This is a genomic window from Microbacterium sp. GQ128 (assembly GCF_059758615.1).
In genome coordinates this window covers 474740-490673 of the sequence record NZ_JCAXDY010000002.1, presented here as the reverse complement: position 1 = coordinate 490673, position 15934 = coordinate 474740, and the positions used below count along the sequence as shown (strand labels likewise).

Sequence of the window (15934 nt, the reverse complement as noted above, 5' to 3'; positions counted from 1 at the left end):
GGCGACATCCGTTGACAGTCACCGTCAAACCGGTTTACACTCATCAAACCGGTTCACCGATGAACATCTCGGTGCGTCCAGGTCCACGAGGAGGTGGCTGTGAGCCGCACGACCATCGCCGATGTCGCCCGCGAGGCCGGCGTGACCAAGGCCACCGTCTCCCACGCGCTCAGCGGCAATCGCCCGATCTCCGAGGAGACCCGGGCGAAGGTGCTCGCCGCCGCCGAGAAGCTCAACTGGGTGCCGAGTCAGAGCGCACGCGCCCTCGCCACCCGACGCGCCAACGCCATCGCCGTGGTGCTGGCCCGCGACCCCGAGGTCATCGCGAACGATTCCTTCTTCCCCGCCTTCATCGCCGGCGTCGAGTCCGTGCTCGCCACGACCGAGACGGCGCTCCTGCTCCAGGTCGTGCCCGACCGCGCCGCCGAGGAGCGGGCCTACCGCACCCTCACCCACGGCCGCGCCGACGGCGCCCTGCTGCTCGACCTGCGCACCGACGACTGGCGCGTGCCGTTCCTCGACGACCTGGGCCTGCCCACGGTGCTGGTCGGCGCCTACGATCGGCCGACCCGGTTCTCGTGCGTCCGCACCGACGATGCCGCGCCGGTGCGCGAGATCATCGCCCGGCTCCGCGCCGACGGCCACGAGCGCATCGCCCACGTCTCCGGGCCGCTCGACTACGTGCACTCGAAGGCGCGCGCCGAGGCGTTCGTCGAGGCGATCGGCGACGACGAGCTCCTCCGCGAGGGCGACTTCACCGCGGCGAGCGGACGCACCCGCACGGCCGAGCTCCTCGCCTTGCCCGACCGCCCGACCGCGATCCTCTACTCGAACGACACCATGGCCATCGCCGGGCTGTCCTACGCGCGATCGCAGGGTCTCGCGATCCCGCGCGACCTCGCGATCTCCGGGTTCGACGACGACCACCTGTCCGCCCATCTCTCCCCCGCGCTGACCAGCGTCTCATCGGATCCGGCCGCGCGAGGTCGCGCCGCTGCCCGACTGCTGCAGGCCGACATCCTCGGGGCGGATCCGCGCACCGAGATCGTCGACTGCAACGTCGTGCACTTCCGCGAGAGCACCGCCGCACCCGCAACCGCATAACCCGCCCAGTCATCACCCACCGTGTCGAGGAGGACACCATGAACAAGAAGATCAGTGCTGTCGCACTCATCGGCGCCGTCGCGCTCATCGCCACCGGATGCTCCGGCGGAGGAGGTGGCGGAGGGGAAGGCGAAGCCTCCGGCACCGGGCCCATCGACGTCTGGCTCTCGAACAACGAGCAGGAGGTCGCCTGGGGCAAGGCCGTCGTGGATGCCTGGAACAAGGAGCACCCCGACGAGAAGGTGAACGCCCAGGAGATCCCCGCCGGCTCGTCGTCGGAAGAGGCCATCACCGCCGCGATCACCGCCGGCACCGCGCCCTGCCTCGTGTACAACGTGGCACCGGCTGCGGTCTCGGGCTGGGTCAAGCAGGGTGGCCTCGTCGACCTCAGCAGCATCGAGGGCGGCAGCGACTACATCACCGAGCGCGGCGGCGACGTCGACGCATATGCGACCGACGACAGCTTCTACCAGCTGCCCTGGAAGTCGAACCCGGTCATGGTCATGTACAACAAGGCACTGTTCGAGGCGGCGGGCATCGACCCGGAGAACCCGCAGATGAACACGTACGACGCCTTCCTGGAGGGATCGCGCGCGATCGTCGACTCCGGGGTGCAGAGCGCCATCTGGCCCGCGCCGACCAGCGAGTTCTATCAGCCGTGGTTCGACTTCTACCCGCTGTATCTCGCCGAGACCGACGGCACGATGCTGGTCGAAGACGGCAAGGCGACGTTCGACTCGGATGCCGGACGCACCGTGTCCGAGTTCTGGAAGACGTTCTATGACGAGAAGCTCTCGCCGAACGAGGCCTCCACCGACGACGCGATGTCGGCCGGCACCACCGCGATGCAGCTCGCCGGCCCGTGGGCGATCCCGTCGTACGCCGAGACGGTCGACGTCGGCTTCATGCCGGTGCCGACCAGCGACGGCCGGGAGAACCCGACCACCTTCGCCGACTCCAAGAGCGTGTCGATGTTCACGGCGTGCGAGAACCAGGGCACGGCGTGGGAGTTCCTGAAGTTCTCCACCAGCGAGGAGAGCGACGGACAGCTTCTCGAGGCCACCGGGCAGATGCCGATGCGCACGGATCTCACCGACACCTACGGCGACTACTTCGACGCGAACCCCGACTACGTCGCGTTCGCCGAACAGGCCGAGAAGACGGCCGACGTGCCCAGCATCCCGAACTCGGTCGAGGCGTGGCAGGCCTTCCGCGACGAGTACTCGTCCGCCGTGATCTTCGACAAGGAGTCGATCGACGACTTCCTCGGCAACGCCGCGTCGAAGATCGATGACCTCGTCGCCGAGTGACGTCATGACCGACCGAAAGCGGTTGCGCACCCGATGGCTGGGTGCGCAACCCATCGGCGGCCTGTTCGCGCTGCCGTACTTCGTGTTCGTGCTCGCGATCTTCGCGTACCCGCTCGCGTTCGCGGTCTACATCGCCTTCCACGACTACTTCTTCACGGCACCGGGCACCGAGGTGGAGCGGCCGTTCGTCGGCTTCGACAACTTCGTCACGGTGCTCACCGATCCGCGGGTGCTCGGATCCTTCCGCAACACCCTGATCTTCCTGGTCATCAATGTGCCGCTCACGGCCGTGCTCGCGCTCGTGCTCGCGGCGGCCCTGAACACCGGCATCCGGTGGGTCGCGGCCTACCGGGTCGCGTTCTACGTGCCGTACCTGACCGCGAGCGTCTCACTCGTGGGCGTGTGGATGCTGCTGTTCTCGGGCAACGGCCTGATCAACACGATCCTCGGCCCCCTCGCCCCCGATCCGTCGTGGCTCGTGAACAGCGGGCTCGCGATGCCGATGATCGCGCTCTACGTGACCTGGAAGCAGCTCGGGTTCTACATCCTGCTGTACCTGGCCGCGCTGCAGAACGTGCCCAGGGAGCTGTACGAATCGGCCGAGACCGACGGCGCCGGGGTGCTCTCGCGGTTCCGTCACGTGACGATCCCCGGCGTGCGCAGCGCCACCACGCTGGTGCTGATCCTGTCGATCATCACCGGGGCCAACCTGTTCACCGAGCCCTACCTGCTCACCAACGGCGGCGGCCCTGACGGCGCATCGACCACACCGGTGCTGCTCATCTACCAGCTGGGCATCCAGCAGCAGAACCCCGACACCGCAGCAGCCATCGGCATGATCCTCGTGGTCCTCGTCGGCATGCTGTCGCTGGCGGCCAACCGCGCGACCAGGGAGCGATGATGCGAAAGAAGCGTTCACTGCCCCGCATCCTGAGCATCATCCTGCTCACGATCGCGGCCATCGGCTTCGCCTTCCCGTTCTACTTCATGATCGTGGGGGCGTTCCAGGAGAGTCCGACGAACTCCCCGAGCGAGCTGTTCCCGACCGGCGGATGGACCGTCGACAACTTCGTCGCGATCGACTCGCGCATCGATCTGGTCGGCTCGCTGCTGAACTCGCTGATCTTCACGGCCGGCGTGCTGCTGGGCACGGTCGTGTTCGGCCTGCTCGCCGGCTATGCGATCGCGCGCCTCGACTTCCGCGGGCGGGGTGTGATCTGGGTGCTGATGCTGCTCGTGCAGATGGTGCCGTTCCAGCTGCTGATGATCCCGCTCTACGTGCAGATCACCCGCAGTTACGGCCTCGGCGACTCGTATCTGGGCATGATCCTGCCGTTCCTGATCAACACGACGGCGGTGTTCATCTTCGTGCAGTTCTTCAAGGCACTGCCCGTGGAGATCTTCGAGGCCGCGCGCATCGACGGCGCCGGCGAGATCCGCCTGCTGACGTCGGTCGCGATCCCGCTGATCAAGCCGGTGCTCGTGACCGTCGTGCTCGTCACCTTCATCGGGCCGTGGAACGAGTTCCTCTGGCCCTTCCTCATCACGAAGGATGCGAGCCTGCAGCCGCTGGCCGTCTCCCTCGCGAACTACATCTCCAACGTCGCGCAGTCCACGGCGAACCCGAACGGCGCGATCCTCGCGGGTGCCGCGGCGCTCGCATTCCCCGTCGTGATCCTGTTCATCGTCTTCCAGCGGTTCTTCCGCGCCACCGACCTCGGTGCAGCCGTCAAGGGCTGACCCCGCAACTCAGCCAGAAAGGGCATCCATGTTCACCGGAGCATCCTTCCCCCTCGGTCCGTTCGTCCCGTTCGAGGGCAACCCGATCCTGCGTCCGCGCGGCGCCAGCTGGGAGTCGGCCAACCTCTACAACCCGGCGGCGCTCGTCGACGGCGACGAGGTGGTGCTGCTCTATCGGGCGCACGCCGACGACATCATCTCCCACATCGGCATCGCCCGCTCGAGCGACGGCGTGAACTTCACGCGCGAGGATGCGCCGATCCTCTCCCCCTCGGAGGACTACGAGACGTACGGCTGCGAGGACCCGCGCATCGCACTGATCGACGGCACCTACTACCTCACATACACGGGCTGGGATCGACGGAGCGCGCAACTGTGCCTGGCGACCTCGACCGACCTGCGGACCTGGACCAAGCACGGTCCGCTGTTCGACGACTTCGACACCTTCAAGACCATGGACCCGCGCGGGTTCAACTGGTCCAAGGCGGGAGTGATCGTGCCGCAGCGGATGCACGGCAAGTGGTGGATGTACTTCGGCGAGGGCGCGATCTACTGGGCGACCAGCGACGACCTCATCCACTGGACCCCCGGAACGGCCGACACCGAGCCGATGTACTCGCCCACGCCGGGCACCTGGGACGAGGCGCTGGTCGAGATCGGCACCTCGCCCGTCGTGACCGACAACGGCCTGCTCCTCTTCCTCACCAACGGCGCCACCCGGGTCGTGCACGAGGACGGCACGGTCGACGTCGACTACCGCTGCGGGCAGATCGCGATCGATCCGGATGAGCCGACCAAGGTCATCGCGCGCCTGCAGGAGCCCTGGCTGCGCCCGCAGACGTTCGAGGACATGCACGGGCTCGTCTCGAACGTGACCTTCGTGGAGGGGCTCGTGAAGTTTCAGGACAAGTGGTTCGCGTACTACGGGCAGTCCGACACGACGCTGGCCGTGGCGATCCACGATCCCGCCGAGCCGTGGGGCCGGGCGCTGCGCACCTGACCGGGGCTGAGGCCGCGGAGGGGGCCGGCGCGGGTTACGGTGTCGTTGTGCCTGCACGCGAATCGATCGTCGAACACCCCGTCTCCGAAGCACCGTCCGGAAAGCTGGTCCTCCTGCGCCACGGCGAGACCGAATGGTCCAGGGCCGGGAGGCACACCGGGCTCACCGACATCCCCCTCACGGCGCGCGGGGAGGATCTGGCCCGCCGCGCCGGCGCCCTGGTGGCGGACTACGACTTCTCGCTCATCCTGACCTCTCCTCTCGTGCGGGCGCAGCGCACCGCGGAGCTCGCGGGTCTGCACGCCGAGATCGACCCCCTCCTCGTGGAGTGGGACTACGGCGGATACGAGGGCCGCACGACGAAGGACATCCGCGCGGAGCTCGGCTACGGCTGGAGCACGTTCTCCCACGGTGTGATCCCCGGGAGCACCCCCGGGGAGACCGTGGAAGAGGTCGCCGCGCGTGCGTCGCGGGTGCTCACCCGAGTGCTGCCGGCGATGGCGCAGGGCGATGTCGCGCTGGTGGCGCACGGCCACTTCCTGCGCATCCTGACGGCGGTGTACCTGCGACTCGCTCCGCGGTTCGGCGCCCAGATCAGCTTGGATGCCGGATCGGTCTCGGTGCTCGGCTTCGCGCGCGAGCAGCCCGCGATCCTGTCGTGGAACTACGGCCCGGAGCTTCCTTCGGCACCGGCCGAATCCTGATCGGACGGGTGTCGGTGCGCCTCACCGGAGAGTAGCGTGCCCGCATGGCGATCGTGACGGAGACGATGGACTGGCTGCTCGACGGTGACCCCGCACTGCGCTGGCAGGTGGAGCGCGACCTGCTCCACGAGCCCGAAGAGGTGTGGCAGGCGACGCGCGCCCGAGTGGCGACCGAGGGATTCGGCGCCGCGCTCCTCGCGCGACAGGATGACGACGGCCAGTGGGCAGGAGGCGCCTACTTCCCGGCGGGCTACTTCGGCAGCCCGGAGGCAGAGGAGCCGGGGCAGCCGTGGACGGCCACGACCTGGTCGCTGAACGCTCTGCGCGAGTGGGGAGTGGATGCCGATGTGCTCGGCGACACCGCGGAGCGTCTGGCGCGGAACAGCCGGTGGGAGTACGAGGACCTGCCCTACTGGGGCGGCGAGGTCGACGTGTGCATCAACGCGTACACGCTGGCGAACGGCGCGTGGCTGGGAGCTGACGTCGCAGCCCTCGCCCGCTGGTTCCCGGCCCACCGCCTGGAGGACGGCGGGTGGAACTGCGAGGCGGAGGAGGGCGACTCGGTGCGGTCGTCGTTCCACTCCACGCTCAACGCCGTGCGCGGGATGCTCGCCTATGAGCGGCTCACCGGCGACACGTCACTGCGCGAGGCGCGGCACTCGGGCGAGGAGTACCTGCTGCGGCGGCGGCTGCTGTACCGCGAGTCGACCGGCGAGCAGGTCGGTCCGTTCGTGGGGCGCTTCGTGTATCCGAGTCGTCATCGGTACAGCGCGCTGACGGCCCTGGACCACTTCCGCGAGGTGTCGCTCGTCGAGGGCACCGACCCCGACGACCGGATCGCGGATGCCGTCGAGCTGGTGCGGGCCGCGCGACGGGCGGACGGCACGTGGGTGCAGAGCACTCCGCTCGCCGGTCGCACCTGGTTCCCCGTCGACGTCGGGGAGGGCCACCCCTCCCGCTGGCTCACGCTGATCGGCACCCGCGTGCTCGACTGGGCCGGACGCGCCTGAGCCGCGATCACCGGCGCGGGCAGCATCCTGATATGCGTTCTTTTGAGTTATTCAAATGAACGGGTATGCTCGAACCATGGAGACGGAACTCGACTCGGCGCTTCGCGTTGCCGGGCTGCGTGCGACCGCGGGCCGCGTCGCCGTTCTCGAGGCTCTGGACTCCATGGCCCATACGGATGCGGAGCGGGTCTACCGCGCAGTGTCCGAAGTGCTGCCGACCACGTCGATCCAGTCGGTGCACAACATCCTCGCGGACCTGACGACGGCGGGCCTCATCCGCCGGATCGAACCGGCAGGCTCCGCGGCGCTCTACGAGCGGCGCATCGACGACAACCACCACCACGTCGTCTGCACCTCCTGCGGTGCGGTCGGCGATGTGGACTGCGTGGTCGGCGAAGCGCCGTGTCTCACCCCGTCCTCGACGGGCGGATTCACCGTCCAGACCGCCGAGGTCACCTTCTGGGGCCTCTGCCCCAGCTGCCAGAACGCCGCGCAATAGCCGCTCGCCGATCGCCCATCCGCGGATGGGGGTATTCGTCGCGCCTGCGCGCAGAAGGAGAGAACAATGACGAACCCTGTTCCCGGCCGTCCGGCCACCACGACCCAGGCCGGCACCCCGATCGTGAGCGACGAGCACTCGCTGACGGTCGGCCCGGATGGCCCCACGGTCCTGCACGACCACTACCTGGTCGAGAAGATCGCGGCGTTCAACCGTGAGCGTGTGCCGGAGCGCAACCCGCACGCGAAGGGCGGCGGCGCGTTCGGAGAGTTCGTCGTCACCGAAGACGTGTCGCAGTTCACGCGGGCGGCCGTGTTCCAGCCGGGCGCGAAGAGCGAGGCGCTGATCCGCTTCTCGTCGGTCGCCGGCGAGCAGGGCTCCCCCGACACCTGGCGCGACGTGCGCGGCTTCTCGCTGCGGCTCTACTCGGAAGAGGGCAACCTCGACATCGTCGGCAACAACACCCCGACGTTCTTCCTGCGCGATGCGATGAAGTTCCCCGACTTCATCCACTCGCAGAAGCGCCTCGGCGACTCGGGCCTGCGCGACCCCGACATGCAATGGGACTTCTGGACGCTCTCGCCCGAGACCGCACACCAGGTGACCTACCTCATGGGCGACCGCGGCCTCCCGCGCAGCTGGCGGCACATGAACGGCTACGGCTCGCACACCTTCTCGTGGGTGAACGCCGCCGGTGAGCTGTTCTGGATGCGGTACCACTTCGTGTCGCACCAGGGAGTCGAGGCGATGGGTGCCGAAGAGGCGCAGCAGCTCGCCGGATCCGACGCCGACCACTACCGTCGCGACCTGTTCGATGCGATCGCCCGCGGCGACCACCCCTCGTGGGACCTCTACGTGCAGATCATGCCGTACGGCGAGGCGAAGGACTATCGCTTCAACCCGTTCGACCTCACGAAGACCATCTCGCTCAAGGACTACCCGCGCATCAAGGTCGGCACGCTGACCCTGAACCGGAACCCGGAGAACTTCTTCGCTCAGATCGAGCAGGCGGGCTTCACGCCGGGCAACCAGGTGCCGGGTACCGGGCTGTCGCCGGACAAGATGCTGATGGGTCGTATCTTCGCCTACCCGGATGCGCAGCGCCACCGCATCGGCCCGAACTACAACCAGCTGCCGGTGAACCAGCCGCACGCCGCCGAGGCGCGCAACTACCAGCACGAGGGTTCGATGCGGTACCAGTTCAACGACGCCGCGCACCGCACCTACCACCCGAACTCGTTCGGCGCGGCCGGGGGCCCGGAAGCAGATCCGACCGTGGCGCACGAGGCGAACTGGGAGGCCGACGGAGAGCTCGTGCGCTCCGCCGCCACCCTGCACGCCGAGGACGACGACTTCGGGCAGGCGGGAACGCTCTACCGCGAGGTGTTCGACGGCGAACAGCGGGCCCGCTTCCTGGAGACCCTCACCGGCCAGGGCCGCTCGATCACGATCGACGACATCCGCGAGCGGTTCTTCCAGTACTGGACCAACGTGGATGCCGAGCTCGGCGCAGCCCTGCGGGATCGGGTCTGATCCGCGTCATCCGCTGAGACCCCGTCTTCGCGCCGAGACCCCCTCCTGCCCACGTCGGCAGGAGGGGGTCTCGGCGTTGAGGCGGGGTCTCGGGATTGCACCGGGGCCACCGCGCAGGAACAGGGCCAAGATGGAGGGGTGGCCACCCCCCTCTCCGACCTGACCAGCATGCCCGGCCCTCAGCACGTGTACGCCGCAGACGGCACACGGCTGGCGACCTACACCTGGGGCGAATTCGACGCCCCGGTCGTCGTGATCGTGCACGGCTTCGCGTCGAGCGCCCGCGACAACTGGGTACTCACGGGCTGGGTGCGCGAGCTCACCCGCGCCGGCTACCGGGTGCTCGCGCTCGATCAGCGCGGCCATGGGCGCAGCGAGAAGCCGCACGACCCGGAGGGCTACCGCATCCGGACTCTGGTGACGGATGTCGAGACCGTGATGGACACGTATCTCGTGGACGACGCGTTCTACGTCGGCTACTCGCTGGGCGCCCGGGTGGGCTGGGAGGTGGTGCGCGAGCTGCCGCACCGCATCGGGCGGGCAGTGCTCGGCGGAGTGCCGGACGGCATCCCCCTGGCCCGTCTCGACCTGGACCAGGTGCGCGCGTACATTGCCGAGGGCACCCCTGTCGAAGACCCCACGACGCAGAACTACATCTCGCTGACGGAGCGGGTGCCCGGCAACGACTTGCAGGCGCTGGTCGCGCTCGCGGAGGGCATGCGGTCGTCGGGCATGATCGACCCCGACCCTTCGGATGCCCCGACCCGGCCGATCCTGTTCGCCACGGGGTCGAAGGATGCCATCATCGAGGGCTCACGGGCACTGGCGTCCGCCGCCCCCGACGGTCGCTTCTTCGAGATCCCGAACCGGAACCACTTCAACGCTCCGGGCTCGCGGGACTTCAAAGAGGCCGCGCTGGCTTTCCTTGGCGAGGCGTAGCCGCCCGCCCGTCCATCCGCCCGCCCGTCCGTCTGCCCGTCCGCCCGTTGCGAAGGAGTTCGCACGGAATGAAGGAGCGGATGCAGCATCCACTCCTTCATTCCGTGAGTTCTCCTTCATTCCGTGTGAGCGACGGACACCCGTCGGCAGGCCATACACCTCACACGAGGTCAGCGCCCAGGCCGGAACGGATGCCCGCCAGGCTCGGGACCCCGGCCTAGACGGCGGAGCTCTCCGCGCGCTTGGGCAGCACCCATCCCGCACGCGGGAAGTGGCAGGTGTAGCCGTTGGGGTACTTGATCAGGTAGTCCTGGTGCTCTTCCTCGGCCTCCCAGAACGGACCCTCGGGTTCGATCGTGGTGACGGCCTTGCCCGGCCACAGGCCCGAGGCGTCGACGTCGGCGATCGTGTCGCGCGCGACCGTCTCCTGCTCCGAGGAGAGGGGGAAGATCGCCGAGCGGTAGCTCGAGCCGATGTCGTTGCCCTGACGGTCCTTCGTGGACGGGTCGTGGATCTGGAAGAAGAACGCGAGGATGTCGCGGTAGGTCGTCTTCGTCGGGTCGAACACGATCTCCACGGCCTCGGCGTGGCCGGGGTGGTTGCGGTAGGTCGCGTGGTCGTTCGAGCCGCCGGTGTACCCGACGCGGGTGCTGATCACGCCGGGCTGGCGGCGGATCAGGTCTTCCATGCCCCAGAAACAGCCGCCGGCGAGGACGGCCGTCTCGGTCCCGGGCGTGCGGGTGATGGTTCCGGTGTCGGTCATGACTGCTCCTCAGAGATGTCGGTGGTGGGGGTTTCGGGCGTCTTCGCGAAGAGGGGACTGTAGCGACCGTACCCCTCCTCCTCCAGCCTGTCAGCCGGGACGAAGCGCAGGGCCGCGGAGTTCATGCAGTAGCGGAGCCCGCCTTCGTCGCGGGGTCCGTCGTCGAAGACGTGGCCGAGGTGGCTGTCGGCGTTCGCGGAGCGCGCTTCGGTGCGCTTCATGAACAGCGAGCGATCGGTGCGCGTCGTGACGGCATCCGCCTCGATGGGCTTGGTGAAGCTGGGCCATCCGGTTCCGCTGTCGAACTTGTCGGTCGACGAGAACAGCGGCTCGCCCGAGACGACGTCGACGTAGATGCCGTCGTCGTGGTTGTTCCAGTACGCGTTGCGGAACGGCGGTTCGGTCGCGTCCTGCTGGGTCACCTCGTACTGCAGGTTCGTGAGGCCGCTGACGGCCTCGGGGGTCTTGCCGTAGTCGTTCGACATGATCTGACTCCTTGTCCGACGTCGCTGGCTGCGGCGTCACAGAGAAGAACCGCGGACGGCGCTGTTTTGGTCCCTCAGGGCTGGGAGCGCGCTGTGAGTTTCTGCGGACTCGATAGAGTTGCCTCCGCACTGCACACCACCCGAGGGGAACCACATGTCCGTTGGACTGCTCGCCGTCGTCGACGACATCCTGAGCGCCGCGATGAAGGCCTCGGCCAAGGCGGCGGGTGTCGTGATCGACGATGCCGCGGTCACCCCGCAGTACGTGCAGGGCATCACGCCCGCGCGCGAGCTGCCGGTCGTCGGCAAGATCGCGCTCGGCTCGCTCGCGAACAAGTTCCTCATCATCATCCCCGCGGCGCTGCTACTCACCGCGTTCGCCCCGTGGGTGCTGCCGTATCTGCTGATCCTGGGCGGCGCGTACCTGTGCTTCGAGGGCGCCGAGAAGGTGCTGGAGTGGTTCGGCGTGCAGCACGGCCATGCTGACGAGGGCGCCCGCGACGAGAAGAAGCTCGTCCTGGGCGCGGTGCGCACCGACCTGATCCTCTCGACCGAGATCATGCTCATCTCGCTGGCGAGCCTGGAGAAGGGCCTCGACATCTGGGCGACGCTCGCCATCCTCGCCGTTATCGCACTCCTGATGACGGGTGTCGTCTACGGCGCCGTGGCGCTGCTGGTGAAGATCGACGACATCGGACTGAAGATGGCGAAGAACCCGGTGCGTCGCGTACGGCACACCGGCACCCGGATCGTGCGTTCCATGCCGGCCGTGTTCCGCTTCATCAGCATCCTCGGCACGGTCGCCATGCTCTGGGTCGGTGGACACCTCGTGCTCGTGAACCTGGGGGAGGTCGGCTGGCACTTCCCGGTCGACGTGCTGCACGGCGTGGAGCACGCGCTCCACAACCTCGGTCCGGTCGTCGTCTGGATCGTCGACACGATCATCTCGGCGATCGCCGGTCTCATCCTGGGGCTGCTCATCGTCGGGATCATCCTGGGGATCGCGAAGCTGTTCGGCAAGAAGCCGAACTTCCACGAGGGCGAGGAATCCCCCGCCGACGTGCACGTCTGACGCAGCAGAAGAGAGACCAACCGCCGATGACAGCCGTCCGAATCCGTGATGCGGAGACCGCAGACCTCGAGACGATCACCGCGATCCACAACCATGCGGTGCTGCACACCACCGCGATCTGGAACGAGGACGCCGTCGACCTCGCCGACCGCGTCGCCTGGTTCGCCGACCGCACCTCCCGCGGCTACCCGGTGATCGTCGCGGTCGACGACTCCCGGGTGCTGGGGTACGCGTCGTATGCGCAGTGGCGTCCGCACAGCGGCTACCGGCACACGGTCGAGCACTCCGTGTACGTCCTCGGCGGCCAGCACGGCCGGGGCATCGGCACCGCGCTGATGGCCGCTCTCGTCGACCGCGCCCGCGCCGCGGGACTGCACGTCATGATCGCGGGCATCGAGAGCGGGAACGCCGCCTCCATCGCGCTGCACCAGCGCCTCGGCTTCGTCGAGGTCGGACGGATGCCGCAGGTCGGGGCCAAGTTCGGACGCTGGCTCGACCTGAGCATGCTCCAGCTCGTGCTCGACGACCGTGCCGAACCCGGCGCAGCATCCTGACCATGGATCTGCTGCAGTGGTTCGTCGACGCCTTCAACTCGAACTGGACACTTCCTGGCGGGCAGACGCTCCTCGTCCGTGAGGTCGTGGGCAACGTGTTCGGCCTGGCGAGCGCGCTCGGCGGCATGCGTCGGAAGATCTGGGCGTGGCCGGTCGGCATCATCGGCAACCTGCTGCTGCTGACCGTCTTCCTCGGGTCCGCGCTCAGCCCCGACCCCTCGCTGCCGCACCTGCTGGGTCAGGCAGGGCGGCAGATCATGTTCATCGCCGTCGCGATCTACGGGTGGGTGCGCTGGCGAAACGCCGAGGGCGGACAGGTCGTGCCGAGATGGGCGCCGACGGGGGCACGCATCGGCCTGGTGGTCGTGATGGTCGTCGGCACCGTCGCGCTGACCCCGCTGTTCCGCGCGCTGGGCTCGTGGGAGCCGGTGTGGGCCGACGCCTGGACCTTCGTCGGCTCGCTGCTCGCCACCTACGGCATGGCCAAGGGCTGGACCGAGTTCTGGCTGATCTGGATCGCGGTCGACGTGGTCGGCGTGCCGCTGCTCTTCAGCTCCGGCTACTACGCGACCGGCTTCATGTACGTCTTCTACGGCGTCTTCACCGCGGTCGGGTTCGTCATCTGGTGGCGGGCGCAGCGGAGCGCCGCGCATCCGGTCGTGATCCTTCCGCCCGATCCGAATCCGCGGCGCCCGGAAGACGACGAGCTCGCCTGAGAACGCCGTCGCCGGAACCGCCGCCGATGCTCAGTGCCGGACGCGCGCGAGGAACTCCGCGGTGGCCGCCTGCTGCGGCGCATCGAACACCTGCGACGGCGGCCCCTGTTCGACGACGACGCCGTGCTCGAGGAACACGATCCGGTCGGCCACCTCGCGGGCGAACGACATCTCGTGCGTCGCCATCACGATGGTCGCGCCCTGCTGCTTGAGCTGGCGCACGAGGTCGAGCACCTCGCCGACCAGTTGCGGGTCGAGGGCACTCGTGATCTCGTCGAGCAGCAGCACCTCGGGCTGCGTGAGGATCGCGCGCACGATCGCGACGCGCTGCTGCTGACCGCCGGAGAGCCGGTCGGGGTACTCGTCGGCCTTGGCGCCGAGCCCGAGCGTCTCGAGCAGTTCGCGCGCCTTGGCCCGCGCCTCGGTCTTGCGCATGCCGTGCACGCGGACGGCGGCGAGCGTGACGTTGTCGAGCACGGTGAGGTGCGGGAACAGGTTGAAGTGCTGGAACACGACACCGATCCGGGCGCGCACGGCGTCGGCATCCACCCGCGGGTCGGTGATGTCCTCCCCCGACAGGAAGATCTGCCCGTCGTCGACGCCCTCGATGAGGTTCATCGTCTTGAGCAGCGTCGACTTGCCCGAACCGGAGGCGCCGATCAGGACGACCACCTCGTGGGTGCCGACCGCGAGGTCGATGCCACGCAGCACGTCGTGATCGCCGAAGCGCTTGCGCACTCCCCTGGCCTCGATCACCGGAACGCTCATACGACTCCTCCGGCCTGCTCGCGCTTGTTCATCCGCGCGGTGACGACGTCGGTCAGGCGGATCATCGGCCAGCTGAGGATGATGAACATGAGCCCGGCGACGATGTACGGCGTGTAGTTGTAAGTGTCGGCGACCATCAGCTGCGCGGCGCGGACGGCATCGACCACTCCGAGCACCGAGATCAGGCCGACGTCCTTCTGCATCGACACGAAGTCGTTCATGAGCGCGGGCACGACCTTGCGCACACCCTGCGGGATCACGACGATCCGGAGCGTCTGGCCGTGGGTCAGCCCGAGCGAGCGCGCGGCGATGCGCTGCGACGGATGCACGGCCTCCATGCCGGCGCGCAGCACCTCGGCGACGTACGCGGAGTAGGTGAGGACGAGGGCGATCGTGCCCCAGAACATCGCGGGCATGCGCGGGAAGATCATCAGCGCCGGGATGCCGAAACCGATCAGGTACAGCACGATCAGCAGCGGGATGCCGCGGAAGAAGTCGGTGTAGGCCGCGGCGAGCGCACGCAGCGGGAAGAACACCGGGCCGCGCAGCGAGCGCATGGTGGCCAGGGTGGTGCCGAAGATCGCCACGCAGACCGCCGCGATCACCAGCACCAGGAGGTTGACGAGCAGCCCCTGGAAGATCGGGCCGATGCTGTCGAGCGCGACCTGGGGATCGAAGAAGGTCTGACTGACGACCGCCCAGCCGGGGGTGTTGACCACCACGACGACCAGGACCGCCGCGACGACGATGCTGCTGATGAGTGCGATCAGGACGGACCGGGTGGTCGCCCGGCGCCGCAGGACGCGGCGCGACAGCTCGAGCTCGCTCGGCTGCCACGCCGTGTCGACGGGCTGTGAGGTCATTTGAAGACGGGGACGTCGACCGCGTCGCTGAGCCACTTCTGCTGCAGCTCGTCGAGCGTTCCGTCTTCACGCAGGGCGTCGACCGCGTCGGTCACGGCCGGCGTGAGTGCCGAGCCCTTGGGCAGCACGATGCCGAACTCGTCGCCGCCATCGGCCCCGGCGAACTGTCCGGTCACCACGCCGTCGTCGAGCTGCGCACCGACCACGTAGAACGCGCCGGGGAGGTCGGTGATCATGGCGTCGATCTGGCCGCCCTTGAGGGCGAGCACGACGTCGTCGACGGAGTTGAAGACGCTGAGGTTCGCTTCGCCCAGCTGGTCCTTGGCGACCGTGTAGCTGGTGGTGCCGCTGGCGACGCCGACCTTGGTGGCCTTGAGCTCGTCGATGGTCGTCGCGGATGCCGCGGGCGAGTCGCCGACCGCGACCACGGCCTGCGTGGTCGTGTAGTACGGCGACGAGAAGTCGACGGCCTTCTTGCGGTCGTCGGTGATGGAGAACTGCTGCAGGTTGATGTCCCAGTCCTTCGGACCGGGCGCGATGGCGCCGTCGAAGGTCGTGCGCACCCAGACGATGTCGTCGGCCTTGTAGCCGAGCTGCTCGGCGACGGCGTTCGCGACCGCGCCCTCGAAGCCCTCGCCGTTGGAGGGGTCGTCGTCGACGAACCAGGGCTCGTAGTTGGGCTCGCCGGTGGCGATGGTGAGCTTGCCCTCGGTCACGGTCTGCAGGCCCGAGTCGTCTCCGCTGCCGGAGCCGGGCTCGGCAGCGGGCGTGCTGCAGGCGGCGAGGGTGATGGCGATGGTGGCGGCGGCTGCGGCAACGGCGGCGGCGCGGCGGAGAGCGGGAGCGAAGGGCACGATGACTCCAGGGCGAGAAG

At 68.4% G+C, this 15934-nt stretch carries 18 protein-coding genes; 13 read left to right on the top strand and 5 right to left on the bottom strand.

The window, feature by feature from the left end:
- Positions 1-99 precede the first annotated feature (99 nt).
- The 10 genes from AC6CHX_RS08360 to AC6CHX_RS08315 all read left to right on the top strand — a co-directional run bounded on the left by AC6CHX_RS08360 (position 100) and on the right by AC6CHX_RS08315 (position 9839).
- Positions 100-1104, top strand: a complete 1005-nt coding sequence (locus AC6CHX_RS08360) for a LacI family DNA-binding transcriptional regulator (protein WP_498272421.1) — start codon at positions 100-102, stop codon at positions 1102-1104.
- A 38-nt stretch (positions 1105-1142) separates the two neighbouring features.
- Positions 1143-2414, top strand: a complete 1272-nt coding sequence (locus AC6CHX_RS08355; RefSeq protein ID WP_498272420.1) for an extracellular solute-binding protein — start codon at positions 1143-1145, stop codon at positions 2412-2414.
- A 4-nt stretch (positions 2415-2418) separates the two neighbouring features.
- Positions 2419-3315 carry a carbohydrate ABC transporter permease gene (locus AC6CHX_RS08350; protein WP_376101481.1) on the top strand — a complete coding sequence of 299 codons (897 nt, stop codon included), beginning with the start codon at positions 2419-2421 and terminating at the stop codon, positions 3313-3315.
- Positions 3312-4154: a carbohydrate ABC transporter permease gene (locus AC6CHX_RS08345; RefSeq protein WP_376101483.1), complete on the top strand. Its 843-nt coding sequence runs from the start codon at positions 3312-3314 to the stop codon at positions 4152-4154. Before AC6CHX_RS08350 ends, AC6CHX_RS08345 begins: the two co-directional genes overlap by 4 nt.
- A gap of 28 nt (positions 4155-4182) precedes the next feature.
- Complete coding sequence (locus tag AC6CHX_RS08340; RefSeq protein WP_136041874.1) at positions 4183-5154, top strand: glycoside hydrolase family 130 protein; 972 nt, start codon at positions 4183-4185, stop codon at positions 5152-5154.
- A 47-nt stretch (positions 5155-5201) separates the two neighbouring features.
- Positions 5202-5858, top strand: a complete 657-nt coding sequence (locus AC6CHX_RS08335; RefSeq protein ID WP_452326388.1) for a histidine phosphatase family protein — start codon at positions 5202-5204, stop codon at positions 5856-5858.
- A 44-nt stretch (positions 5859-5902) separates the two neighbouring features.
- Positions 5903-6868, top strand: a complete 966-nt coding sequence (locus AC6CHX_RS08330) for a squalene cyclase (RefSeq protein WP_498272419.1) — start codon at positions 5903-5905, stop codon at positions 6866-6868.
- Between the two features lie 76 nt (positions 6869-6944).
- The gene (locus AC6CHX_RS08325) at positions 6945-7367 is read left to right on the top strand and encodes a Fur family transcriptional regulator (protein WP_029264333.1); all 423 of its coding nucleotides are present in this window, start codon (positions 6945-6947) and stop codon (positions 7365-7367) included.
- Between the two features lie 66 nt (positions 7368-7433).
- A complete protein-coding gene (locus tag AC6CHX_RS08320) occupies positions 7434-8900 on the top strand; it encodes a catalase (protein ID WP_498272418.1) in 1467 nt (488 codons plus the stop codon).
- Between the two features lie 138 nt (positions 8901-9038).
- Positions 9039-9839, top strand: a complete 801-nt coding sequence (locus tag AC6CHX_RS08315) for an alpha/beta fold hydrolase (protein ID WP_498272417.1) — start codon at positions 9039-9041, stop codon at positions 9837-9839.
- A gap of 217 nt (positions 9840-10056) precedes the next feature.
- Here AC6CHX_RS08315 and msrA read toward each other — a convergent pair whose 3' ends face one another.
- Positions 10057-10602 (bottom strand): peptide-methionine (S)-S-oxide reductase MsrA, encoded by a 546-nt coding sequence (msrA, locus tag AC6CHX_RS08310; RefSeq protein WP_498272416.1) that lies wholly within the window; start codon positions 10600-10602, stop codon positions 10057-10059.
- Positions 10599-11087: a peptide-methionine (R)-S-oxide reductase MsrB gene (gene msrB / locus AC6CHX_RS08305; protein WP_452326392.1), complete on the bottom strand. Its 489-nt coding sequence runs from the start codon at positions 11085-11087 to the stop codon at positions 10599-10601. Before msrB ends, msrA begins: the two co-directional genes overlap by 4 nt.
- Before the next feature lie 154 nt (positions 11088-11241).
- Here msrB and AC6CHX_RS08300 point away from each other — a divergent pair, with 154 nt between their 5' ends.
- Genes AC6CHX_RS08300 through pnuC form a run of 3 tightly spaced genes read left to right on the top strand, consistent with a single transcriptional unit; the run spans position 11242 to position 13429 of the window.
- Positions 11242-12159, top strand: a complete 918-nt coding sequence (locus AC6CHX_RS08300) for a DUF808 domain-containing protein (protein WP_136041927.1) — start codon at positions 11242-11244, stop codon at positions 12157-12159.
- Between the two features lie 26 nt (positions 12160-12185).
- Entirely contained in the window at positions 12186-12713 is a 528-nt protein-coding gene (locus tag AC6CHX_RS08295) for a GNAT family N-acetyltransferase (protein WP_498272415.1), read from the top strand.
- Positions 12714-12715: 2 nt separating this feature from the next.
- Positions 12716-13429: a nicotinamide riboside transporter PnuC gene (gene pnuC / locus AC6CHX_RS08290; RefSeq protein WP_498272414.1), complete on the top strand. Its 714-nt coding sequence runs from the start codon at positions 12716-12718 to the stop codon at positions 13427-13429.
- Positions 13430-13459: 30 nt separating this feature from the next.
- Here the strand turns inward: pnuC and AC6CHX_RS08285 are convergent, their stop codons facing one another.
- Genes AC6CHX_RS08285 through AC6CHX_RS08275 form a run of 3 tightly spaced genes read right to left on the bottom strand, consistent with a single transcriptional unit; the run spans position 13460 to position 15914 of the window.
- Positions 13460-14197, bottom strand: coding sequence for an amino acid ABC transporter ATP-binding protein (locus AC6CHX_RS08285; protein ID WP_029264323.1), 738 nt, complete (start codon positions 14195-14197; stop codon positions 13460-13462).
- Positions 14194-15060 carry an amino acid ABC transporter permease gene (locus AC6CHX_RS08280; protein WP_498272413.1) on the bottom strand — a complete coding sequence of 289 codons (867 nt, stop codon included), beginning with the start codon at positions 15058-15060 and terminating at the stop codon, positions 14194-14196. Before AC6CHX_RS08280 ends, AC6CHX_RS08285 begins: the two co-directional genes overlap by 4 nt.
- Entirely contained in the window at positions 15057-15914 is an 858-nt protein-coding gene (locus AC6CHX_RS08275) for an ABC transporter substrate-binding protein (RefSeq protein ID WP_498272412.1), read from the bottom strand. Before AC6CHX_RS08275 ends, AC6CHX_RS08280 begins: the two co-directional genes overlap by 4 nt.
- Positions 15915-15934 lie beyond the last annotated feature (20 nt).

Coding starts and splice junctions, on each gene's coding strand:
- pnuC (WP_498272414.1), top strand. CDS start 12,716: ATGGATCTGCTGCAGTGGTTCGTCGACGCCTTCAACTCGAACTGGACA.
- msrA (WP_498272416.1), bottom strand. CDS start 10,602: ATGACCGACACCGGAACCATCACCCGCACGCCCGGGACCGAGACGGCC.
- AC6CHX_RS08345 (WP_376101483.1), top strand. CDS start 3,312: ATGATGCGAAAGAAGCGTTCACTGCCCCGCATCCTGAGCATCATCCTG.
- AC6CHX_RS08300 (WP_136041927.1), top strand. CDS start 11,242: ATGTCCGTTGGACTGCTCGCCGTCGTCGACGACATCCTGAGCGCCGCG.
- msrB (WP_452326392.1), bottom strand. CDS start 11,087: ATGTCGAACGACTACGGCAAGACCCCCGAGGCCGTCAGCGGCCTCACG.
- AC6CHX_RS08295 (WP_498272415.1), top strand. CDS start 12,186: ATGACAGCCGTCCGAATCCGTGATGCGGAGACCGCAGACCTCGAGACG.
- AC6CHX_RS08325 (WP_029264333.1), top strand. CDS start 6,945: ATGGAGACGGAACTCGACTCGGCGCTTCGCGTTGCCGGGCTGCGTGCG.
- AC6CHX_RS08285 (WP_029264323.1), bottom strand. CDS start 14,197: ATGAGCGTTCCGGTGATCGAGGCCAGGGGAGTGCGCAAGCGCTTCGGC.
- AC6CHX_RS08350 (WP_376101481.1), top strand. CDS start 2,419: ATGACCGACCGAAAGCGGTTGCGCACCCGATGGCTGGGTGCGCAACCC.
- AC6CHX_RS08355 (WP_498272420.1), top strand. CDS start 1,143: ATGAACAAGAAGATCAGTGCTGTCGCACTCATCGGCGCCGTCGCGCTC.
- AC6CHX_RS08340 (WP_136041874.1), top strand. CDS start 4,183: ATGTTCACCGGAGCATCCTTCCCCCTCGGTCCGTTCGTCCCGTTCGAG.
- AC6CHX_RS08320 (WP_498272418.1), top strand. CDS start 7,434: ATGACGAACCCTGTTCCCGGCCGTCCGGCCACCACGACCCAGGCCGGC.
- AC6CHX_RS08330 (WP_498272419.1), top strand. CDS start 5,903: ATGGCGATCGTGACGGAGACGATGGACTGGCTGCTCGACGGTGACCCC.
- AC6CHX_RS08280 (WP_498272413.1), bottom strand. CDS start 15,060: ATGACCTCACAGCCCGTCGACACGGCGTGGCAGCCGAGCGAGCTCGAG.